This is a genomic window from Spirosoma arcticum (genome assembly GCF_054779955.1).
Map to the genome: position 1 here is coordinate 107963 of NZ_BAAGXG010000001.1, position 21184 is coordinate 129146.

20 protein-coding genes are annotated in these 21184 nt (G+C 54.4%); 11 read left to right on the top strand and 9 right to left on the bottom strand.

All coding sequences use genetic code 11. The annotated features are described in order from the left end of the window. The first annotated feature begins 75 nt into the window (after positions 1-75). From ACYVHB_RS00430 to ACYVHB_RS00440, 3 genes are all read left to right on the top strand, one after another. Positions 76-966 carry a GLPGLI family protein gene (locus tag ACYVHB_RS00430; RefSeq protein ID WP_461048555.1) on the top strand — a complete coding sequence of 297 codons (891 nt, stop codon included), beginning with the start codon at positions 76-78 and terminating at the stop codon, positions 964-966. Positions 967-1040: 74 nt separating this feature from the next. After that, a complete protein-coding gene (locus tag ACYVHB_RS00435) occupies positions 1041-3971 on the top strand; it encodes an outer membrane beta-barrel protein (RefSeq protein ID WP_461048557.1) in 2931 nt (976 codons plus the stop codon). Positions 3972-4018: 47 nt separating this feature from the next. Beyond that, entirely contained in the window at positions 4019-4627 is a 609-nt protein-coding gene (locus ACYVHB_RS00440) for a hypothetical protein (RefSeq protein ID WP_461048559.1), read from the top strand. Positions 4628-4748: 121 nt separating this feature from the next. Here the strand turns inward: ACYVHB_RS00440 and ACYVHB_RS00445 are convergent, their stop codons facing one another. The 3 genes from ACYVHB_RS00445 to ACYVHB_RS00455 all read right to left on the bottom strand — a co-directional run bounded on the left by ACYVHB_RS00445 (position 4749) and on the right by ACYVHB_RS00455 (position 6528). Further along, the gene (locus ACYVHB_RS00445; RefSeq protein ID WP_461048561.1) at positions 4749-5111 is read right to left on the bottom strand and encodes a YtxH domain-containing protein; all 363 of its coding nucleotides are present in this window, start codon (positions 5109-5111) and stop codon (positions 4749-4751) included. Between the two features lie 81 nt (positions 5112-5192). Then, positions 5193-5384, bottom strand: coding sequence for a 2-oxoisovalerate dehydrogenase (locus ACYVHB_RS00450; RefSeq protein WP_461048563.1), 192 nt, complete (start codon positions 5382-5384; stop codon positions 5193-5195). Between the two features lie 73 nt (positions 5385-5457). Next, on the bottom strand, positions 5458-6528 hold the full coding sequence (locus tag ACYVHB_RS00455; RefSeq protein WP_461048565.1) for a M42 family metallopeptidase: 1071 nt from the start codon (positions 6526-6528) through the stop codon (positions 5458-5460). 190 nt (positions 6529-6718) lie between these two features. Here ACYVHB_RS00455 and ACYVHB_RS00460 point away from each other — a divergent pair, with 190 nt between their 5' ends. Beyond that, positions 6719-8026, top strand: a complete 1308-nt coding sequence (locus ACYVHB_RS00460) for a sialidase family protein (RefSeq protein ID WP_461048567.1) — start codon at positions 6719-6721, stop codon at positions 8024-8026. Positions 8027-8137: 111 nt separating this feature from the next. Here the strand turns inward: ACYVHB_RS00460 and ACYVHB_RS00465 are convergent, their stop codons facing one another. Beyond that, entirely contained in the window at positions 8138-8551 is a 414-nt protein-coding gene (locus ACYVHB_RS00465) for a helix-turn-helix domain-containing protein (RefSeq protein WP_461048569.1), read from the bottom strand. Between the two features lie 136 nt (positions 8552-8687). Here ACYVHB_RS00465 and ACYVHB_RS00470 point away from each other — a divergent pair, with 136 nt between their 5' ends. The 6 genes from ACYVHB_RS00470 (at position 8688) to wrbA (ending at position 14363) form a co-directional block, all read left to right on the top strand. After that, a complete protein-coding gene (locus ACYVHB_RS00470; protein ID WP_461048570.1) occupies positions 8688-9377 on the top strand; it encodes a ClpP family protease in 690 nt (229 codons plus the stop codon). 301 nt (positions 9378-9678) lie between these two features. Further along, on the top strand, positions 9679-10911 hold the full coding sequence (clpX, locus tag ACYVHB_RS00475; RefSeq protein ID WP_461048572.1) for an ATP-dependent Clp protease ATP-binding subunit ClpX: 1233 nt from the start codon (positions 9679-9681) through the stop codon (positions 10909-10911). A 183-nt stretch (positions 10912-11094) separates the two neighbouring features. Continuing rightward, positions 11095-11703: a hypothetical protein gene (locus ACYVHB_RS00480; protein WP_461048574.1), complete on the top strand. Its 609-nt coding sequence runs from the start codon at positions 11095-11097 to the stop codon at positions 11701-11703. Positions 11704-11717: 14 nt separating this feature from the next. After that, complete coding sequence (locus ACYVHB_RS00485) at positions 11718-12437, top strand: alpha/beta fold hydrolase (protein ID WP_461048576.1); 720 nt, start codon at positions 11718-11720, stop codon at positions 12435-12437. A gap of 107 nt (positions 12438-12544) precedes the next feature. Continuing rightward, positions 12545-13696, top strand: coding sequence for an aspartate aminotransferase family protein (locus ACYVHB_RS00490; protein ID WP_461048577.1), 1152 nt, complete (start codon positions 12545-12547; stop codon positions 13694-13696). 70 nt (positions 13697-13766) lie between these two features. Next, positions 13767-14363, top strand: a complete 597-nt coding sequence (gene wrbA / locus ACYVHB_RS00495) for an NAD(P)H:quinone oxidoreductase (protein ID WP_461048579.1) — start codon at positions 13767-13769, stop codon at positions 14361-14363. Between the two features lie 114 nt (positions 14364-14477). Here wrbA and ACYVHB_RS00500 read toward each other — a convergent pair whose 3' ends face one another. From ACYVHB_RS00500 to ACYVHB_RS00515, 4 genes are all read right to left on the bottom strand, one after another. After that, entirely contained in the window at positions 14478-15953 is a 1476-nt protein-coding gene (locus ACYVHB_RS00500; RefSeq protein ID WP_461048581.1) for a PQQ-dependent sugar dehydrogenase, read from the bottom strand. A 61-nt stretch (positions 15954-16014) separates the two neighbouring features. Continuing rightward, a complete protein-coding gene (locus ACYVHB_RS00505) occupies positions 16015-17082 on the bottom strand; it encodes a plastocyanin/azurin family copper-binding protein (RefSeq protein ID WP_461048583.1) in 1068 nt (355 codons plus the stop codon). Positions 17083-17110: 28 nt separating this feature from the next. Further along, a complete protein-coding gene (gene meaB, locus ACYVHB_RS00510; protein ID WP_461048585.1) occupies positions 17111-18097 on the bottom strand; it encodes a methylmalonyl Co-A mutase-associated GTPase MeaB in 987 nt (328 codons plus the stop codon). A 22-nt stretch (positions 18098-18119) separates the two neighbouring features. Further along, entirely contained in the window at positions 18120-19001 is an 882-nt protein-coding gene (locus ACYVHB_RS00515) for a LysR substrate-binding domain-containing protein (RefSeq protein ID WP_461048587.1), read from the bottom strand. Positions 19002-19074: 73 nt separating this feature from the next. Here ACYVHB_RS00515 and ACYVHB_RS00520 point away from each other — a divergent pair, with 73 nt between their 5' ends. Continuing rightward, positions 19075-20511 (top strand): pyridoxal phosphate-dependent decarboxylase family protein, encoded by a 1437-nt coding sequence (locus ACYVHB_RS00520; protein WP_461048589.1) that lies wholly within the window; start codon positions 19075-19077, stop codon positions 20509-20511. A 122-nt stretch (positions 20512-20633) separates the two neighbouring features. On the opposite strand, the gene ACYVHB_RS00525 is transcribed toward ACYVHB_RS00520, so the two are convergent. Continuing rightward, complete coding sequence (locus ACYVHB_RS00525; RefSeq protein WP_461048590.1) at positions 20634-21134, bottom strand: response regulator; 501 nt, start codon at positions 21132-21134, stop codon at positions 20634-20636. Positions 21135-21184: the final 50 nt, after the last annotated feature.

The following is a 21184-nucleotide window of genomic DNA, read 5'->3' on the forward strand; positions in this document are numbered from 1 at the left end:
ACGTCTTTTAACAAGATACAATCGACCGGGCCGAAAAATTGTGCAACTTTCACCTTACGATTTCCTCCTTCTGCCATGAAACAGACCGCTTTCTCGCTTTTCCTGGCTGGATTCCTGACCAGCACCCTTGCACTGGCGCAAAACGCACCGGCTTCCGGCAAAATCACCTACGAAGGCATGCGCCGAATCGACCCGTTGCAGATGCGAATGGTCATCAATGGGCAGGAGGTGCGTCCGGGCAGCCCCGGTGCGCCTGACGCCCCGGAAGGTATTCCGGAAGTAATGTCGTTCACGCAGAAACTCGTTTTCTCCGGCACGATGGCCAAAGAGGAGCGCGACCGGCCGCAAAACATGATGGTGCGCCGAACGCCAAATGAAAGCCGGGAGGGCGGTCCCCCACGTGAGACACGCATGACGCCCCCCTTTGAGCAGACGACTTTTCTCGACCTTGCCAACCGGCAGCGCATCGACGTGATGACGATCAAAAAAGACTCGGTCAGCACGACCTACCGCACCGAGCGGCCCATGCCCAAACCTGAAAACTGGCAACTCTCCGACAAGACGAAGAAAATAGCGGGTTATCTCTGCCACAAAGCCACGGCTACCGCCCGAATTAGTGAGCGGAGGGGTGGCAACCGGGCGGGTAGGGATTCGTCGGCCGCTTCGCCCCGCCGGAATGAGGGCGAAGCTCAAACGTTTACGGTTTGGTACACGACGGAACTGCCGTTTACCTATTCGCCCGTGGCCGCCCTGACGCCGGAGCGGGGCGTGGTGCTACAGATTGAGTCGGACAATGAGTCATTTAAAGCGACCGGTATATCAACCGAAAGCGTGGCTGAGACTACCGTTCAGCCGCCAGCCGATGCTAAAGCCGTTTCGTCTGATGAGATGAACGAACTCCGCCGGAAAGCAATGGCTGATTTTCGGCAGAAAGCGATGACTACAATACCGTTTCCCAGAAATTAATGAGTAATGTAAAATATAAAATGGGCGGACCAAGATGGGCAAGAAGGTGGGGGATGCTCGTGGCATTGTTCATTATGCATTGTCCATTATTCATTCAAGCCCAGAGCATCCGGGGTGCGGTGGTGGATTCGCTGACGCGGAAGCCGTTGCTCGAAGCGTCGGTGTCGCTGCTGTCGGGGCGGGATTCGTCGCTGGTGACGTTTGGCATTACCGATGGCGAAGGACGGTTCGCGTTTCCGAAAGTGGCCGAGGGGCAGTATCGGGTATTAGTGACTTACGTGGGCTATCGGGGCAAAACCCGGCGTGTGAGTGTGTCGTCGGCTAACCCGAATCCCGACGTGGGCACCGTTGACCTCGTCGCTACATCGCAAACTCTTGGCGAGGTGAAGGTGCAGGGCGAAGCGGCACCCATCGCCGTGAAGGGCGATACGCTGGAATTCAACGCCGATTCGTTCAAAACGCGGCCCAACGCGCAGGTGGAAGAACTACTCAAAAAACTGCCCGGCGTGGAAGTTGGTCGCGACGGCACGGTGAAAGCGCAGGGGCAGGAAGTCCGAAAAGTACTGGTAGACGGTAAACCGTTTTTTGGCAACGATCCCAAAATGGCTACCCGAAACCTGCCCGCCGATATTATCGACAAGATTCAACTCTACGATCAGCAGTCGGAGCAGTCGCAGTTTTCGGGCGTGGACGACGGCGACCGCGAGAAAACCATTAACATCACCACCAAAAAAGATAAGCGCAAAGGTACGTTCGGGCAACAGTCCATTGCGGCCGGCCCGCAGCCCGGTGAAGACCTGCGCTATTCGGGTCGTGCCAGCATAAACCGCTTCAACAACGGTCAGCAGTATTCAGTAGTAGGCATGGCCAATAACATCAATCAGCAGGGGTTCACGGCGCAGGATCTGGGTCTGGGCAACAACTTCGGCGGAGCTGGTCAGGGCCGGGGTGGAAATACTGGGGGCGGCAACAACGTTCGCGTTGGGGGTAATGGACCCGGTGGGGGCAACAACAATGATGGCAACACGGGGCAGGTGGGTAGCAACGCCATTACGCAGTCGTGGGCGGCTGGTCTGAACTACCGCGATACGTGGGGTAAAAAGATTGACGTGGCGGGCAGCTACAACGCCAGCAACACCAACACGCTCACCGATCAGCGCAGCCGACGCGAAAACGTATTACCAAACGGTGCATCAGGCAGTCAGGCTGACTCAACGTTCGTGACCAACCGGCAAAACGGCTCCAACAATAGCAATACCAATCACCGGGTCAATCTCCGGCTCGATTACCGGCTCGACTCGCTCACGACGATCCGGGTCATCCCGAACCTGTCGTGGCTTAACTCCAATTTTCAGACCAACAGCTTATCACAAACGCTCGACGGACAAGGCAATTCAGTCAATACCAGCAATACCAGGTACAATTCGACCGGTGACGGATTTACGGGAAATAATTCGCTGCTGCTGTTTCGCAAGTTTCGCAAACGCGGACGAACAGCTTCCCTGAACTGGAACATGGCCCGTAACAACCGGGACAACGACGGTATCAATCAGTCAGAGAACACCTTCGCCCGGCCAACTATTCCTATATCCACGACGGGCGTTTCATCAACAGGCGTTTCCGGTCCGAACAGCCAAACGGGGTTGTTTGAGCAGACAATTAACCAGCGTAACGATCAGCAAACGCGCTCGGCCACGAACAGCGTCAACGTCAATTATACCGAACCGCTGTCGCTCCGCCAGACGCTCGAATTTCATTATACGCTCTCCAACAACCGCAATACATCGAACCGGTTTGTCAACAATTTTAACGAAGCAACCAACGAGTATGACCTGCCCAACGTCCCCCTGAGCAACCGCTTTCTGAATACGTTCATGACCAACCGGGCCGGTATGACCTGGCAAACCCGCCGACTCAAATACACGTACGCGCTGGGTTTCGACGTGCAGCAGGCCCGGTTGAATTCGGACAACATTACGAGCGACAGCAGCTTTAGCCGGGCCTTCACAAGCCTGTTGCCCAACGCCCTGTTCACGTACAATTTTGGCAAGAGCCGCCGACTGCGTATCCAATACCGCACCCGTATCAACGCGCCGGACGTGAATCAGTTGCAGCCCGTGCCTAATAACACGAACCCGCTCAACATTCGGCTCGGTAATGCCAATTTGCAACCCGAATACAGCCACAATTTATCGGCTAATTTTAACCGCTTCGAGCCGAGTACGTTTCGCAACCTGTTTGCGTCGCTGAACCTGAGCCGCACGGATAACAAGATCGTGAACGCCACCACGTTTAACCAATCCGGGGCGCAGAGGACCCAACCGGTCAACACCGACGGATATTATACGGCTAATGGCTCTCTGGTGCTGGGTCAGCCTGTTAAAATCGGCAAGCAGAAAGCTAACCTCAACCTGACCACTAACCTCACTTACAACCGGGGAACGAGTTTCGTGAATAGCCAGCCGAACCTCGCCAACAACTGGCTCGTGGGGCAGGGCGTGGGCATCAGTTCCAACTTTACGGAGAAATTAGACCTGAACCTGTCGGGAAACATCAACTACCAATCGGCGCGGTATTCGCTCCAACCTCAGCAAAACCAGAACTTTCTGAACCAGACGGTTACGCTCGACGTGTTCTACCAACTGCCGGGCGGTTTCACGCTTGCCAACGACGTTTTCTACAACCATTATGGCGGATCGTCGGGTAGTTACAATCAGTCATTCACGCTCTGGAATGCAACACTGACAAAGCAGTTGTTTAAGCAGAAGCGGGGCGAGTTGCGGTTGCAAGCGTTCGATTTGCTGAACCAGAACCGAAGCATCGTCCGCAACGTCACCGACACGTACACCGAGGAAGTACAGAGCCGCGTGCTGAACCGCTATTTCATGCTCAGTTTCGTGTATAACCTGCGAAATTTCGTGGGTAGTGCCCCCGCCATGCAGCCCTATGACCGGCAAAACCGGGGCAACGGGAATGGCATGAGGGGCGGTCGGCGGAACGGGTGAGTAGCTATTGAACTGGACTGTCTTGTACAGGAAACACGTACACGACCATGAAAACGCCCGTTCTGACTACTTCCTTCCTACTGCTAACCTTTGCCGCGCTGGCCCAGACGCCCACCGTTCCGACTGCTGATGTGCAGATCAAAACCGCTGTGATGGCCGCCCCGGCCGATAAACAGGCGGGCGCTACGGTGTACGGTTATTCCGACAAAAATGAATTTGCCGTGCTGCGGAAAGGCACCAACGAACTGATCTGCTTAGCCGATGATCCCGCCCAAAAGGGTTTGAGCGTGTCGTGCTACCACCGCGACCTGGAGCCGTTCATGAAGCGCGGTCGGGAGTTGAAACAGCAGGGCAAAACGGCAAAAGAAGTTCTGGAAACTCGGGAACAGGAAGCCAAAGCGGAGAAACTGATAATGCCCGTCAATCCGTCGTCGCTGTTCGTGTACACGGCTAAAGACGAAAATTACGACCCGGCTACCGGCGAGGTAAAAGACGGGTATCTGCGTTCGGTGGTCTACATTCCCTACGCCACCGCCGAAAGCACGGGTCTGCCCCTGAAGCCTGCCGCCCCCGGTATGCCCTGGATCATGGACCCCGGCACCCACCGTGCCCACATCATGATTAACCCGCCCGTATCGACAACGGCTGCTAAGTAGTCAACAGATTTTTCAATCAGTAATAAGCCGGACCAGAATAGGTGCAGACATAATCTACCCACCATCCTTATCCGGCTTAATGCAAAAATTCGGTTAAAAAACGGATGTGTCAGTTTACGATTTACGCTTTATAGTCGTTCACATCAACCAGCGTCGACGAAGCCACTGGTGACGTTGGATTCTGGTCGGTGAACTTATTCATCCGTTCGGACTGATAATCAAAATGTCCCGTGTCTGACATCCGCTGTTCATGGCTCTTTTTCTGGCCAATGTAATTGTTCACCTGCTCTTTGATCTGCTCGAAGGCGGTTGTTAGTTGCTCTTTCAGACCACCGCCAGATGACGGTCCACCGGAAGACTGCATACGCTTGTCATATTCTTGTTTCAGCCGTCGGCGCGATTCCTGACCGCTGCTCGGTGCTGCCAATAAGCCAATCGTTAAGCCAGTCAGGGTGCCAATAAAAAAATCGCGGGTGCTACGCATGGTTGTATGTGTTTTGAGGTAACTACATTTAGTAGATGTCCACACAACTGGTTTTGCATCGGCGTTGTTTTGTTGTGGCGTTTAAACGGGAAATTGCAACCGAACGAATTGCGACCACTGCGACGGACCATCATAATGACAATTAACCGCATCCCGAATCATTGTTTTTAACTCAGCCATCGTTTCGCCCTGAGTAAATATGGTTTCGCCAACGGCTTGTGCCGTGTAGCCGCTTTCGGGGTCTTCTTCGACTAAAAAGATCAGTTCTTTCATACACTAAGGTAAAGTAACAAATACAATGTAAACAAACTCAACAGGAAGTTCATCCGGCTGACGTTGTCCCTACTCACTTAATATACCGAAAATCTTCCCCGCCTTTCAGTGCCAGCAGGGTTTCGTACATGAGCCGGATCACGCTTTGCACGTCATCCATATGAACGGTTTCGACCGTCGTGTGCATGTATTTCAGCGGCAGCGAAATCAGGGCCGAAGCAATGCCCTCGGTGGCGTAGGCAAAAGCGTCGGTGTCGGTGCCGGTGGAGCGGCTCACGGCCTGCCGCTGGAACGCAATTTCCTGCTGCTCAGCCACGCCGATCATAAAGTCGAGCACGTTGTTCTGCACCGCCGGGCCGTAGCACAGCACTGGTCCACCGCCACATTTGAGATCGCCCTGTTCCTTCTTGTCGTACTTAGGCGACTGCGTGTCGTGCGTGACGTCGGTGCAGATGGCGAGGTTGGGCTTTAGCCGCCGGGCAATCATTTCGGCCCCGCGCAATCCAATTTCTTCCTGTACCGCGTTGACGACGTAGAGCGTAAACGGCAGCGTCACGTTGTTTTCTTTCAGTAGCCGCGCCACTTCGGCGATCATGAATCCGCCCATGCGGTTGTCCAGCGCCCGGCCCACGTAGTAGCGGCCGTTGAGTTCCATCAGCCCGTCGGTGAATGTCGCCACTGTGCCGACGTGAATGCCCATTTCTTCAACTTCCTGCTTGGTAGCGGCCCCAACGTCGATGGTCAGGTCGGATACCTTGGGTGCCACGTCTTTGGTCAGGTCGCGGACGTGAATGGCGGGCCAGCCGAATACCCCATCAACGGGACCTTTTTTGGTGTGCAGGTGAACCCGCATCGACGGGGCAATCATGGCGTCGGAGCCGCCGTTGCGCCGAACGTAGAGGTAGCCATCGTCGGAAATGTAATTGACGAACCACGAAATCTCGTCGGAGTGGGCTTCAATAACCACGCTGTAGTCTTTGCCCGGTCCAACCACACCCACCGCCGTGCCGTAGGTGTCCACGATGTATTCGTCGGTGTAGGGTTTAAGGTAGTTCAGCCAAATCTGCTGCCCCGATGATTCGAAGCCGGTGGGCGAAGCATTATTAAGGTACTGGTAGAGAAATGCTTTACTGTGTTCGTTCATGGATGTAGTGGGCAATTGGTCCGCGCTTACGGACTATTTAAATGTAAACTGCCAAATATAAGGGGGAGGTTAGCAGAATTGTGCAGATTTTTTGTGGATAACGGTTTGACCTATGCGATTCGCTTTTACCTTTACGTTAAATTAGATTGAATCTAAATAGTTAAGTAAACGAGCCAGCATTGTCTATATCATGAACACATTTTTCAATCACATCACTTGCTTATGTCTGCTTATCGTTTGCACGACAGCGGCCTACTCGAACGGCATTTCCAGCGATACCAGCCGCGCCTACGCAGTGCCAACGCTAACCAGAACGCCATCGGGCGACGTAGCGCTGTCGTGGACTGAGAAAGACAATGACGGCATTGTTTATTTCTACTGGGCGAAATCCGGCGATCAGGGTAAGACGTTCGGCGACAAGAAGTTGATTCATTCAGCCGCCGGTATTGGTAACTCACGGCTGATGCGCCCCAAACTACTGTTCCGGAAGGACGGTTCGGCAGTGGCCGTTTTTGCCCTGCGCGGTCCTCAGACTGCCAATCCTCAAACCGTAGCCACAGCCGCTTTGGCACCACCACAGGAGGCTGCTCATGCGGGGCACGACGCGCACGGAGCCGGGCATGAGGGCCACAAAGCAGAAGCGCCTAAAGCGACCCGGCCCGGTGGTGGCCGACCAACTGATCTGCAAATCGTGTACGTCGTCTCGACCGACCAGGGCAACACCTGGACGCAGCCAACACCGGTACACGCCGACAAAACGCCCAATATTGTCCGGGGCTTTTTCGATGCGACTGTGCTGGCCAACGGCGAAATTGGCGTTGCCTACCTGAACGATATTCAGGGTAAAGCCCACCAGCGCGACCTGCGGTTTGTGACCTCAACCGGGGGTAAATTCAGTGACGAGCGAATTCTCGATCCATTCGTGTGCGACTGCTGCAACATCAGCCTGCTGGTTGACCCGGCCGGGGCGCTTCATCTGTACTACCGCGAGAATCAGGACAACATCCGGGATATTGCCCAAATGAGTTCAACCGACAACGGACGGACCTTCTCGAAACCACAAATTCTGTCGAAAGACAACTGGCAAATCAACGGTTGCCCACATTCGGGACCAACGTCGAGCGCGGGTGGGGGTAGCCCACTGGTGGCCTGGTTCTCCGGTACGCAGGATTCGCCGGGTATCCGGGTTGTGAACGAGCAGGGCAAACGACTGTTTGTGCTTGATGACCCCACCGCTAAAAATGCTTATCTCGTTCCCGCCCCAAAGTCGTCGGTGCTGCTCTGGGAGCAAAGCCAGCCGTCGGAAAGTGGCATGAGTTCGGTAATTGCGTTCCGCAACATCAACGGAGCTGCAACGCCCAACACCCAGTTTGTCAAAAACGCGCAGAATGGGACCAACGCCAGCGGACTCGTACTTGACAGGCAGTTGGTAGTGGCATACGAAGTGCGGAAACCGAACAACAAGAATTCGATAGAATGGGCAACGGTTAGTTTGTAACTGATCAACGATTCGTGAAAAAAAGTGCCAGCCGACTTTTGAATCGGCTGGCACTTTTTGTAAATGGATTCGTAGTTCAACACAGTACGTAGTGATTTACATTGGCTGTTCTTAAAATCCAATCCGCTCCCGGCTTTGGCTCACGCCCATCGACCGGGCCACTTCCATGGCGATGCGGTCGTCGTATCTGCGTTTGTAGTAATCGGCTTCGAGCCGGAGTTTGTCCAACTCAACCTGCTGTTTCTCAACCGTCAGGCGGAGCGTTTCCAGTTCGTGATTAGCTATCTCCTTGGGCTGACTATCAACGACCTGCGCCGGGATGGCTTCATCCGTCAGTAACGTCACGGGCGAAACGTCCAGAACATGGGCAATTTGTGACAGCCGGGACAGAGTAAGATCTGTTTTGCCGCGCTCAATATCGCCGTAAGCCGTGGTGGACAGGCTGAGCAGATCGGCCATGTTTTCCTGCGACAGGCCACGCTGGAGCCGCTGCAGCCGGATTCGTTCGGGAAGGGAATGCTTCATGTCAAGTGATACCGATAAATTCTACACGCAGACCGACAGGGTTTTTCGGTTGGATAACGCAATTTTGCATCGTTCGGTGCAACCGAAACTTACACCCCACAATCATCGTTTTAAAACCAAAGCGTAAATCTACTATATGAATTTTCAAAACGAATTCCGCAAGTTTGCCGTGCAACACATGGGTCTGAACGGCCTGACTGTAGACGGCTATGTAAAACACACTATCGAAAACCACACCGTTGAGAACATGACCCGGTCGGTTATTGAAGAGCGGCCGATGAACTTCCGCGAAGTTGACGTTTTCTCCCGTTTGATGGCCGACCGGATCATTTTTATGGGCCTTCCCGTCGACGACAATATTGCTAACATCATCGTTGCGCAGTTGCTGTTTCTGGAGTCAGCCGATCCTAAAAAAGACATCCTGATGTACCTCAATAGTCCTGGTGGTTCGGTTTATGCCGGTCTGGGCATTTATGACACCATGCAGTATGTCCGGCCCGACGTGGCCACGGTTTGTACAAGCTTAGCCGCGTCGATGGGTGCCGTGCTGCTGGCAGGTGGTGCGGCTGGCAAGCGGTCGGCGCTGCCCCACGCCCGCGTTATGATTCACCAGCCGTCGGGTGGTGCGCAGGGACAGTCGGTCGATATGGAAATTACGGTGCGCGAGATCGTTAAACTGCGTCAGGAGTTGTACGAAATCCTGGCCAACCACACGGGTCAGACGGTTGAACAAATTGAGTTGGACTCGAACCGCGACAACTGGATGCGGGCCGAAGAAGCCAAAGCCTACGGTCTGATCGACGAGGTATTGCGTCGGGAAAAGTAATCAGTTGCGTTTTTATACGGTAGCAGAACGCGAAGGTGCCATCAGGACCTTCGCGTTTTTTTGTGCCTTATCATCCGCTGTTAGCCTTTAACCGGGCCGGTATTTGCCGATTTGGGTGTTAACTGGTAACTTTGTTAATTACTGCCACTCGTAACAGAGCCAAATACTCACTCTGTGTCCGAATTGTACCAACAAAGCCTGTAAATATATCGTTAACCAAACTCGGCGGATGTGTGCGGATGTGTATCGTATACGAGCATATCAACCGACTTTAATCCTACTATCTACTCTGCAACCTTTCATGCCACAAATCAGTTGCTCGTTCTGCGGACGACGCAAAAACGAGGTGATGCTGCTGCTGTCGGGCATCGACGCGCACATCTGTAACTACTGCATCGAACAGGGCCACCAAGTGGTGCTGGAAGAAATGCGCCCTCGTAAGAGTGAACCCACCGAGGTAAAAATCAACCTCATCAAGCCCGCTGACATGAAGCGTCACCTCGACCAGTACGTGATCGGGCAAGACGATGCGAAAAAGTCGATTACCGTAGCGGTCTACAATCATTACAAGCGATTGATGCAGCCCAACACCAACGATGACGTGACGATTGAAAAATCGAACATCATTATGGTGGGGGAAACGGGCACCGGCAAAACGTACCTGGCGCGGTCCATCGCTAAAATTCTTGAAGTGCCGTTTTGCATTGCCGATGCCACCGTCATTACTGAGGCTGGCTACGTGGGCGAGGATGTGGAAACGATTCTGACCCGGCTCCTGCAGGCGGCTGATTACAATGTTGAAGCGGCTGAGCGAGGTATCGTGTACATCGACGAGATTGACAAAATAGCCCGCAAGTCAGACAATCCCAGTATCACCCGCGATGTGAGTGGTGAAGGCGTTCAGCAGGCGCTACTAAAACTGCTCGAAGGCTCGGTCGTGAACGTGCCACCCCAGGGCGGGCGCAAACACCCCGACCAGCGGCTGATTGCGCTCAACACCGAAAATATTTTGTTCATCTGTGGCGGGGCGTTCGATGGCATTGAACGGCACATTACCAAGCGAATCAACACGCGGCCCATTGGTTTTTCGGGCGACCGGCGGCTGAACGATACGCTCGAAAAAGGTCACCTGATGCGCTACATCTCGGCGCTCGATCTGAAATCGTTCGGTCTGATTCCCGAACTAATCGGTCGGCTTCCCGTGCTGACCCACCTTGAACCGCTGGACCGGGATGCGCTGATGAAGATTTTGACCGAACCCAAAAACGCCATTACCAAGCAATACGATAAATTATTCAGGATGGAGGGCGTGACCCTGCATTGGGACGCCAGCGCGTTGAATTACATTGTCGATCAGGCCCTGCAATACGGGTTGGGCGCGCGGGGACTTCGGTCAATCTGCGAGTCGATCATTACCGATGCGATGTTTGAAGTGCCGTCGCAAACTACCCTTAAAGAGTTGACGATCAGCCTTGAGTATGCCCGCGAGAAATTTGGCAAGACGGCTACTTACCAACTGCGCTCTGCCGCCTGAGTAACCCCGGACTGACTGAGTATAAGCCCGTCATGTGCTCAACGTATGACGGGCTTATACTTTGGTTTTGCACACGCGTACCGTCTGCGTTCGCTGGTTTTTTCATTTATCCATTAACAATCTGACAGGTGGGAGGTTGTGTGGTTGTTAACTCAATGTTTCACCTCAAAAAATCAATGCCCTATGACCAGTACATTCACCAAACACATTTGCACTGCCCTGATGGGAGTGGCCATCCTTTCGTCCTGTAGCCGCCCGGTCGCTTATTTCCAGCGTGGCCCCGTTGATCAGTACAATACACCCAAAACCGAGACGGTAGCCGTAGCTACGCCCGCTGAAGTTGCTCAACCCGCTGAGGTTGTTGCCCCTGCGCCGGTAGCCGCTGCAACGCCCGCTCCTGCTGAACAGATTGCGCAGGCCAACGCGACCATGAGCCAGATTGAAGCGTATGTCCGTAATGACAGCAAACTCGCGACGGACAAGAAACTGAATAAGCGCATGGATCGGGTCAAAACGATGCTGGCTTCGGCTAACACGAAAGCGTCGCTGGCTCCCAACGCGACAACCTCGCCCAAGAAAGCGTCGCTGCTGGAGCGTATGGCTACCAAGCGTATTGACAAGCAAATCAAAAACAAACTTTCGCCCGAACGGACAATGGCTAAATCACTGCTGACCATTGGTTTGATCGTTGGCGTTATTGGTCTGATTCTGATTCTGGTCGGTAGTGGTACGATAGGTGTTATTGCGCTGATTGTGGGTTTAGCACTGATTCTGGTCGACCTCTTGCAATGAGACTTATATAGCTGATGCGTGATTCCTTCACCATCGTTCTGATCCACGGACACGGCGTAGATGCTTCTATTTGGGATGGCATCTACGCCGGTTTGGTATCTGACGGTCCTGTTCTTCGCCCCGACTTTTCTTGGCTGACAAATCATACGACAATCGATGAATATGCCGAAGACCTGTTTCGCCAGCTACAGGCGGACGGTATTGACGATGTCATGCTGGTTGGACACTCAATGGGTGGATATATCGCGCTGGCCTTTGCCGAACAGCATCCTGAAATGATGCAAGGCCTTTGCCTGTTTCATTCAACCGCCTACGCCGATGACGAGTCGAAGCAAGCGCAGCGGCAGCAGACCATCGAAGCCCTGAAAACAAACGGATCTGCTCCTTTTATTGAGAAAACGATGTCGAAAGTAGTCTCGCCCGATTACCCGGCCGAGAAGGTTCAGGAATTAGTGGTGCGGTACCAGAATCTGCCTGCCAATGCGCTCATCGCCGGTATGAACGCCATCGCTGGCCGACCTGACCGCACGCACGTTCTGCGCGATGCCCGCTTTGCCGTACTTCTTTTGTTAGGGGAGAACGATCAGGTCATTCCGTATGAGCAAACGAGCCGTCTGGCCAACATGAACGCCCGCATCACGGTGGTGTCTTTGCCAATGGTGGGTCACCTCGGTATGATTGAACAGCCGGACGACGCGTTGAAGGCGCTGAACACATTCATTGCCCGACTTTGAGCAATGGGCGTTATAGGAAACGGGGAAGCTAAGCGGCTTCCTTTTTGCACTTTAGCCCCGTTATAACCCGATTATCCGTAAACTTGCACTTGATTTTTACGAACAGAATGGCCAAACTTTTTGATGTGTACCCGCTCTACGACATCGAACCCGTTCGGGCGCAGGGCAGTTACCTCTGGGATGCCGATGGCACCCGCTACCTCGATCTGTACGGTGGTCATGCCGTGATTTCGGTTGGCCACGCGCACCCGCGTTACGTGCAGGCGATCACCGACCAGCTCCAAAAGATTTCGTTTTATTCCAACTCCGTCCATATTCCGCAGCAACAGGAACTGGCCGACAAGTTAGGGGCTGCGTCGGCCCACCCGGATTATGCCCTGTTTCTGTGTAGCTCCGGGGCCGAAGCCAATGAGAATGCGCTCAAACTGGCGTCGTTTCACAGCGGCCGGACGCAGGTTGTGGCCTTCTCGAAAGCCTTCCACGGCCGCACCGCCGGAGCCGTGGCCGCAACGGACAACCCGGCTATCATTGCGCCCGTTAACTACAATCAACACGTCAGGTTCCTGCCCTTCAACGACGTCGAAGCGGCCCTGACCGGTATTACGACGGAAACCTGCGCTGTCATTATCGAAGGCATTCAGGGTGTGGGCGGTATACACGTCGCCACGGATGCGTTCCTGCAAACCTTGCGCCAACGCTGCAATGAAACCGGGGCGGTGCTCATTCTGGACGGCGTTCAGTGCGGCTACGGACGGTCGGGGCGGTTTTTTTCGCACCAGTTCAGCGGCATCAACGCCGACATTATTTCGATGGCCAAAGGCATGGGTAACGGTTTTCCCATTGGCGGTATTCTAATCTCTCCCAAGTTCAAGGCAAGCTACGGGCTGCTTGGCACCACGTTTGGCGGTAATCACCTCGCCTGCACAGCGGCCATTGCCGTACTCGACATCATGAATGACGAAGGGCTGATTGAAAATGCAACCCGCATGGGAAATTACTTCATGGACGGTATACGGCAGATTGGGGGTTATAAAGAACTGCGGGGCCGGGGACTGATGATCGGCATTGAGTACGACTTTCCAGTTGATGCCCTGCGGAAGTCGCTGTTGTTCGAGCATAAACAGTTTACGGGCGTTGCGGGCAAAAACACCATCCGGTTATTGCCTTCGCTGGCTGTTGGGGTTGACGAAGCTGATCTGTTTTTGGAAGCGTTGTTTTTAAACACAAAGAGACTTCATGCGAGCACAGAGAAAACTTAACCTCGAACTGATGGTTGATGAAGAGGCAGTTTAAACGCCTTTAATAAAAACTTGAAAACCAATCAGAATCATGGCAAAAGTTGCAATAATCTATTACAGCGCGACGGGTACAACCCACAAAATAGCCCGCGCCATTGAAGAGGGAGCTAAACAGGCCGGAGCCGAGGTCAGGTTGTTAAAAGTAAAGGAGTTGGCGCCTGAAGAAGCCATTGCCTCGAACGAAGGCTGGTCGGCACACCGGCTCGAAACGCAAAACATTCCCGAAGCAACGCTGGATGACCTGGAGTGGGCCGACGCCATTATCCTGGGATCGCCGACGCGCTACGGCTTACCCTCTGCTCAGTTGAAACAGTTTATTGACACCACCGGCCCGTTGTGGGGTCAGGGGAAGCTGGTAAATAAAATTGGGTCGTCGTTCACGAGTATCGCAACGGCCCACGGCGGTCACGAAAGCACCGTTCTTGCGATAAATAATGTTTTTTATAGCTGGGGTAGTATCATCGTCGCGCCGAGTTATGCCGATCCAATCCAGTTCCAGTCGGGTAACCCGTATGGCGCGTCGTTTACGAGCCAGAATGGTACGGTGGCGCCGGACGAAGTAGCTTTGAATGCCGCTCGTTTTCAGGGCAAGCGTGTGGCTGAGGTAACGAAAATGTTTGGGAAGTAAGAGCAGTGTATCCTGGTGGTGCGGCATACCGACGTCCACGTCCGGGCGTGAAACGTCTTATTAAGCATCTTACGCCCGGACGTGGCCGTCGGTATGCCGCACCACCAGGATACATTATTCCACCAGCCGGTTCAGCGTATAGCAAATCAGTTTATTCATCAGTTTCTTCTGTCCGCCGTCTGCCCGTAAATCACCTAAATCTAATTGGTAGATGCGGCCCGGCTTAAGATCAGTCAGGGTCAGTGAGACGGTTTTGCGGTCGGGCGACAGGGTAGCCGTCTTCAAAACTACCGGTTGCACATCCATTCGGGGAGAGCCGTACTCTTTGTGATATTCGTAATAATAGCGCTGAAACTGGTAGTTGGCCACCAACTGCGCCGTGGATTCGTCCAGCGGTTGTGTAAACGTCAGGTCGAAGCCAGTAGCGGTCAGCTTCATAGCCATAACATCGAGCGGAATACCTTCTTTGGCCGTCAGTCCCTTATAGTGCAGTCGCTGAATGCCCCGGTCGCCGAGCCAGCCGTGATCAGTTTGGCCCAGCCACAGGCTTCCGTCGGGCGCAAACGTCATCCGGTTGTTCCCGATTCTCATACCCGCCTTGTCGAAAAACGGCACGCAGGCACCCTGCATCTGCCCCTGTACTACGTCGGGCAGGATGCGAATCAGGCGCGAGAAATCCATTTCACCCACGAACGTCTGCCCGACGAACGGCCCGAACTTACCGCCCGTGTTATCGAAAATAACCTGCGTGGGTGAGTGAGCCATCACCTCGTGCGGAAACGCAATGGCCTCCACCGTCCGCATACTGTCGAGCGTTTGGGCCGGTAGGGTAAGTGGGTCTACTTCGGCGAAACCGGCTTTCCACACCAAACTGGCCGGGTGCCCGTAGTGCTTTCCTTCTTCCACGTGATAGAGCTTGCTGGTGCCGAGCCAGTCGCCCTGATTGTCGGGAACCAACAACCGCCCCTGCGCGTCAAAACCCAGTCCATTGGGCGACCGAAATCCGCTGGCGTAGGGTTTAACGGTGCCATCGGGCTTTATCTGCATCACCCAGCCCCGGTACGGCACACAGGCGTACATGCGGCCCTGTCGACCGAGCGAGTCGTACTGTCCCCGTACTTCGTTGCGGATACCGGCCCCGTTGGAGGCCGTGTTGAGGCCAATGTACAGGTTGCCCTTCGCATCGCGCACGGGTCCAAACGCAAACTCGTGGTAATTACCCGACATCCCAAACTGGTCCGTCACGGTCTCGTACTGATCGGCTATACCGTCGCCGTTCGTGTCAGTCAGGCGCGTCAGTTCGGGTCGCTGAATCACTAATAATTCGCGGTTGCTGATGGCTACCACGCCCAGTGGATCGTGCAGCCCCTCGGCGAAGAGTTTCCAGCTTTTGGTTTTAGGATTGTACAGCATGACCTCGCCCCGGTGAAAACAAGCCGCCAGCCGACCATCGGGCAAAAACGACAACCCGCCCGTTTCAGCCACCAGTCCAGCCGGGGTCGGGATGGTTTCGATTTCGTAATAATCGGTGATGGTATCGGCCGGAGCCGACACAAGCAGGGACGCGGTGAGCAGGAGGGAAGCGAGCATTTTTAATGAATAATGTAAAATGTAGAATGCACAATGAGGGACGGAGCCTACATTATTCATTCTACATTGTAGATACGGTAATTGAAAATTGTTTCGTACCAGTAGGTAAACGTACCTCGCCGTTTTGTAATCGGCCAACGGACGGCTTCACCTGGATACCCGGCTGCGCGGCCGAAATGAACGTTACAGATTGTTTGGTGGGACTAAGTGTAAACGTCCGCACCAGCCCGCGTCCGGCGGGCAGCGGTTTGATGAGTTCACGCACCTCCACACCGTTCACAACGTACCGGAATTCGGGATAGCGATTGATTAGCCGATACCCTTTGAACTGCGGGGGCGTGGCTGCGGTGCCGACTCGCCATGGAAAATCGCTCGTATCCCGGTAGTAAATATCGCCCACTATTTTCGTCAGGCGCTGACCTTTACCGTCCCACTGCTCGGTATTATCGACAAACCCACCCGACCAGGCATAGCGCAGTCGGCACTGTCCCGCGTCGAACACGTACGACTGTCCCCCGTCGGGACCGGGTAAGCCCACAGCAATGGCTGCTGGGCCGCAGTCGGGCATAAACGTCCGGTAAACGGCGGGGAGCTGCACGGTGTAGGGATGACCCGACGCTGCGGTGTGATTGGCGTGAGCGGCTTCGGCAACGCGCTCGGTGTTGGGCAGGTTCCGGTCCCGTGCGGGATCGGGCAGGCGTGGGTCGTTGGTAGCGTAGATAATACCGTACATGATCGAGCCATGACCGGGATAGGTGCACACAAATGGATACGCTCCTTCGGGCAGCGTAACGACCAGCGAATCGGTATTGCCCGGCGCAACGCTCACGGTATGGGCCAGCACGTCGTCCATGATGGGGACATGATGTTGCTCCGGTCCTTTTTCGCCCAGTGCCAGCGCAAACTCAACCACCCGCAGCCGGGAGTTGGGCCGCGTCACCACGAGGTTATGCTCCATGTCATCTTTATTCCAGAAACGAAGTTTCAGGCGGGTATTGGGTTTGATAATCAGCCGTTTCTGATCGTATTGCAAACCGCCCGACGAGGTGATGGTAATGGTCGTATCGCGTTGAGCATTGGCCGCTTGTGCGCCGAAAAGACCACCAGCGAGTAGTAAAATTCTGTACATCCTGATAAAAGCGGGAAAGCCGTTGACTCTAACCTTTAGCAGGAAATTGCAGCAAAGCCTGTACGGCCGGGGTGGGCAGTACTGTTCCGGCCCGGACCTCGGCTTCGAGGGCCGTGAGCCGGTCGCGCATTCCCGGTTGCTCGTAGAAGCGGCCTTCCAACTGCTGCCGGAGCGCCGACCGAAACCAGGTTAGCTGCTGTTCCTGCCGTCGTTGGTCGCGGTGGCCGTTCTGCGTCATCAGTTGCTGATGGGCCTGCATGGTTTGCCAGACGTCAGTTATCCCTTCGCCGATCAGGGCTGAGCCGGTCAGCACGGGCGGAAACCAGCCCGTGCCGGTGGGTGGAAACAGATGCAGCGCGTTTTGGTAGTCGACGCGGGCGCGGTTGGCCGGGCCTACCGTATCGCCATCCGCTTTGGTAATGACTAAGGCGTCGGCCAGTTCCATGATGCCGCGTTTCATGCCCTGTAATTCGTCGCCCGCTCCGGCCAGCATCAGCAGCAGAAAAAAATCGACCATGCCGTGCACTACCGTCTCCGACTGACCAACGCCCACCGTCTCCACCAAAATTACATCGAATCCGGCCGCTTCGCAAAGCAACATCGTTTCGCGGGTACGATGGCCCACGCCCCCCAGCGAGTCACCAGCCGGCGACGGGCGAATATAAGCGTTGGGGTTCATTGAGAGCGTTTCCATGCGGGTTTTATCGCCCAGCAAACTCCCGCCCGACCGTTGGCTGGTGGGGTCAACGGCCAGCACTGCCAGCCGATGGCCCAAGTCGGTTAGATACGTACCGAAGGCTTCGATAAACGTGCTTTTGCCCACGCCCGGCACCCCCGTAATACCGATTCTTGTACTATTTCCCGTTCTTCGTAACACGCTGTCGAGCACTTGCTGCGCCAGGGCCTGATCGTCGGGTCGGCGGCTTTCGACGAGCGTAATGGCCCGGCTCAGCAGTAGTCGGTCACCGGCGAGGATGCCGTTGGTGTACTGGGCGGGCGATAGGCGCTGGTGCATAAAGAATTAACGTTGGCAACGTTTATTGTAACGATACTTGTTCAACTAACCTAAAAAACAGCTGAAGTTCCGCCGTTCGTTCAGTAAGCCACAACATGCGCATTTCGGCTTTTATGGATGCATTCGTTAGTTCAATCGTCTTGATGCGCAGGTTTTGTCCGCGCAGCGTCGAGGTCGGTTCAATACTGATGCCCATGCCCGCTTCGACTAAGCGCAGCACCGTCCCCGAATAGGCCGATTCATACGCAATGCGCGGTAGGAATCCGTAAGGTTGACATAGCGCCTGAATGCTTTCGACGTAGCCGATGCCTTCTGACAGGGGTGGCAGGATGAACGGTTCCTGGGCAAAAACTGATAAGTCGGTAAACGTGTTCGCGCTGATGGGATGATGTTCGGGCAGCAACACAACGAAGTTTTCTTCGTATACCACCCGGCTGCTCACGTTGGGCGGGGCAATGATGTTGGGCGAAAAACCCACGTCGATCTGCCGATTTTGCAGAGCCTCCATCTGATATCGATTCGTCGTTTCCATCAGTAGTGCCCGCAAATCAGGCATCTTCTTCTGGATGCTAATCAATAGTTTAGGTAAGATCGACTGCATGGCCGAACTGGCGTGGCCGATGCGCACCTCGCCCGCTTCGCCCCGGTGAATCTGAGCAGACCGCCGGAACGCCCCTTCCAACTGCTCCACCAATCGGCGGGCTTCTTGTTGCAGATACGCCCCAGCCGGTGTCAGCGTCACGTTTCGTTTGTTGCGTTTGAACAACAACGCACCTATTTCAGACTCCAACTGCTGAATTTGTCGGCTTAACGCGGGCTGGGCAATAAACACTGTTTCGGCGGTTCGGCGGTAGTTGAGTGAGTCCGCTAAGGCCAGAAAGTGCTTGAGCTGATGAAGGTCCATTGATGCGTTTCGGGTATCAGTTCATGAGAAAACAGCATTTCTACGTATCAAAATTAGTACGTTGCTTTGTTTTATGAACCTTACCGACGCCTATTCACCCGAAACATTCCGCCAGCAAGCTCACGCGCTGGTCGACTTGATGGCCGATCACCTCGCCCGCGCCGAAGCCGGAACTCACCCAGTGCTGCCTTACACCGAACCCGACGAACAGTTGGCTTACTGGCAGGCCGATTTCCAACAGCCCGTCAACCCCGACCCGCTGCCGTTACTGGCCAATATCGTGCAGCGGTCTGTTCACCTGCATCATCCGCAGTTCATGGGCCATCAAGTCGCCGTGCCGCTGCCCTTAGCGGCTCTGACGGGTGTGCTGACGGGGATGCTCAACCAGGGACAGGCGGTGTATGAAATGGGTATGACCGCCAACGCCCTCGAACGAATTGTGACGGAGTGGCTGGCGGGACGGCTCACTCTGGGGGCGGATGCGGGCGGTTTGCTCACGTCGGGTGGTACATTGGCCAACCTCACGGCGCTGCTTACGGCCCGTGCCGTTACCCTGTTAAATGATGTTTGGATTGAGGGGACAACGAGCCGGCTCGCCATCATCGTGTCGGAAGAAGCGCACTACTGCGTGGACCGGGCTGCCCGCATTATGGGTCTCGGCACCGATGGCATCGTCAAAATTCCGACCAATAGCCGTTTTCAAATGAGGACCGACTTATTAGAAGAGCATCTGGAACGGACAAAAGACGCCGGGCTGACCGTTTTTGCGGTGATTGGCAGCGCCTGCTCCACGTCTACCGGCTCCTACGATGACCTGACCGCTATTGCTGATTTCTGCGAAAAGCACAATCTATGGTTCCACGCCGACGGAGCACACGGGGGCGTGGCGGCTCTATCGGATACCTACCGGCCGCTGGTGCGGGGCATCGAACGGGCTGACTCGGTAGTGATCGACTTTCACAAAATGATGATGATACCGGCTTTAGCCACAGCGGTGCTTTACAGACGCAACGCCGACTCCTACCGGACGTTCCAACAGAAAGCAGAATATTTGTGGGCTGACAGTAGTGCGAAAGACTGGTTTAACTCCGGTAAGCGGGCGTTCGAGTGTACGAAGCTGATGATGAGCGCGAAAGTATACACCGTGCTACAGACGTACGGCGAAGAAATTTTTACCCAGAACGTTGATACGCTTTACGGCCTGGCGTGTCGGTTTGCCAAACAGGTGCGGAGTCGGACCGGTTTTGAATTAGCCGTTGAGCCGGAAAGTAACATCGTCTGCTTTCGGTACGTTGGCGACGAAACCGATGCCGATAAACTCAATGCGCTGAACACCCAAATTCGTCGGAAGCTACTGGAGGACGGACGGTTTTACATCGTTCAGACGACCCTGCGCGGGCGCGTGTGGCTCCGCGTTTCGCTCATGAATCCGCTGACGACCGATGCGCATTTGACGGCCTTGCTCGATGCAGTTGCCTGCGCTGTCTCATACACTTCGTTTCCTGGATAAAAGGCTACAGCCAACTCATCACTCAGGCTGACAGTACCTTCTTTCAATTGGTGTGTGCCTGCTGGCCCCGCTACCATTCTGTGATCTACGCCGTCTACGGATAGCGCTGTGCCGATGAACTATTAGAAATCGCTGTTGGGATGAATACAATCACGCCAATAGGTCAGGATCAACTGAAGTTGATTCTTTAGTTCGATATACGTCTGTGGTTTTCTGAAGTAGCCCTGAACCGTCTCATCGTAGGCCGTCTGCACGAGTGCCGGACTGGCGGCCGTAGTGACAAATAAGAATGGAATCGATTTTCGTCTTAGATACTCATTTTCATTCAGCCGTTTTCGTAGCTCAATTCCGTCCATGCCGGGTAAATTTACGTCGCATAGAATCAGGAAAGGCTTCTGTAGCGTGGTCTTCAGAAAGTGTAGCGCGGACTCCCCATTGGTAAAAAAACGTAGCTCATTGGGGACCCGCAGTTCGTTGATGGCTGAACTCATCAACAGTTGGTCATCTTCGTCATCTTCAATACAAACAACAGGGCCGGTGATTGACAAAAGAAAAGGGTTAACTGTGAGTTTAATACAAACCCATACGGTTACTACAGCTGAACATGCCTTTATGTTTTGCATGAACCAACCGGGTTATTGGATTAAAAAATCGGCGTGACTGTATGACTCCA

What these genes read in the sequence shown, in the direction of transcription:
- ACYVHB_RS00430 (WP_461048555.1), top strand. Translation starts at nt 76, where the DNA reads ATGAAACAGACCGCTTTCTCGCTTTTCCTGGCTGGATTCCTGACCAGC.
- ACYVHB_RS00435 (WP_461048557.1), top strand. Translation starts at nt 1,041, where the DNA reads ATGCATTGTCCATTATTCATTCAAGCCCAGAGCATCCGGGGTGCGGTG.
- ACYVHB_RS00440 (WP_461048559.1), top strand. Translation starts at nt 4,019, where the DNA reads ATGAAAACGCCCGTTCTGACTACTTCCTTCCTACTGCTAACCTTTGCC.
- ACYVHB_RS00445 (WP_461048561.1), bottom strand. Translation starts at nt 5,111, where the DNA reads ATGCGTAGCACCCGCGATTTTTTTATTGGCACCCTGACTGGCTTAACG.
- ACYVHB_RS00450 (WP_461048563.1), bottom strand. Translation starts at nt 5,384, where the DNA reads ATGAAAGAACTGATCTTTTTAGTCGAAGAAGACCCCGAAAGCGGCTAC.
- ACYVHB_RS00455 (WP_461048565.1), bottom strand. Translation starts at nt 6,528, where the DNA reads ATGAACGAACACAGTAAAGCATTTCTCTACCAGTACCTTAATAATGCT.
- ACYVHB_RS00460 (WP_461048567.1), top strand. Translation starts at nt 6,719, where the DNA reads ATGAACACATTTTTCAATCACATCACTTGCTTATGTCTGCTTATCGTT.
- ACYVHB_RS00465 (WP_461048569.1), bottom strand. Translation starts at nt 8,551, where the DNA reads ATGAAGCATTCCCTTCCCGAACGAATCCGGCTGCAGCGGCTCCAGCGT.
- ACYVHB_RS00470 (WP_461048570.1), top strand. Translation starts at nt 8,688, where the DNA reads ATGAATTTTCAAAACGAATTCCGCAAGTTTGCCGTGCAACACATGGGT.
- clpX (WP_461048572.1), top strand. Translation starts at nt 9,679, where the DNA reads ATGCCACAAATCAGTTGCTCGTTCTGCGGACGACGCAAAAACGAGGTG.
- ACYVHB_RS00480 (WP_461048574.1), top strand. Translation starts at nt 11,095, where the DNA reads ATGACCAGTACATTCACCAAACACATTTGCACTGCCCTGATGGGAGTG.
- ACYVHB_RS00485 (WP_461048576.1), top strand. Translation starts at nt 11,718, where the DNA reads ATGCGTGATTCCTTCACCATCGTTCTGATCCACGGACACGGCGTAGAT.
- ACYVHB_RS00490 (WP_461048577.1), top strand. Translation starts at nt 12,545, where the DNA reads ATGGCCAAACTTTTTGATGTGTACCCGCTCTACGACATCGAACCCGTT.
- wrbA (WP_461048579.1), top strand. Translation starts at nt 13,767, where the DNA reads ATGGCAAAAGTTGCAATAATCTATTACAGCGCGACGGGTACAACCCAC.
- ACYVHB_RS00500 (WP_461048581.1), bottom strand. Translation starts at nt 15,953, where the DNA reads ATGCTCGCTTCCCTCCTGCTCACCGCGTCCCTGCTTGTGTCGGCTCCG.
- ACYVHB_RS00505 (WP_461048583.1), bottom strand. Translation starts at nt 17,082, where the DNA reads ATGTACAGAATTTTACTACTCGCTGGTGGTCTTTTCGGCGCACAAGCG.
- meaB (WP_461048585.1), bottom strand. Translation starts at nt 18,097, where the DNA reads ATGCACCAGCGCCTATCGCCCGCCCAGTACACCAACGGCATCCTCGCC.
- ACYVHB_RS00515 (WP_461048587.1), bottom strand. Translation starts at nt 19,001, where the DNA reads ATGGACCTTCATCAGCTCAAGCACTTTCTGGCCTTAGCGGACTCACTC.
- ACYVHB_RS00520 (WP_461048589.1), top strand. Translation starts at nt 19,075, where the DNA reads ATGAACCTTACCGACGCCTATTCACCCGAAACATTCCGCCAGCAAGCT.
- ACYVHB_RS00525 (WP_461048590.1), bottom strand. Translation starts at nt 21,134, where the DNA reads ATGCAAAACATAAAGGCATGTTCAGCTGTAGTAACCGTATGGGTTTGT.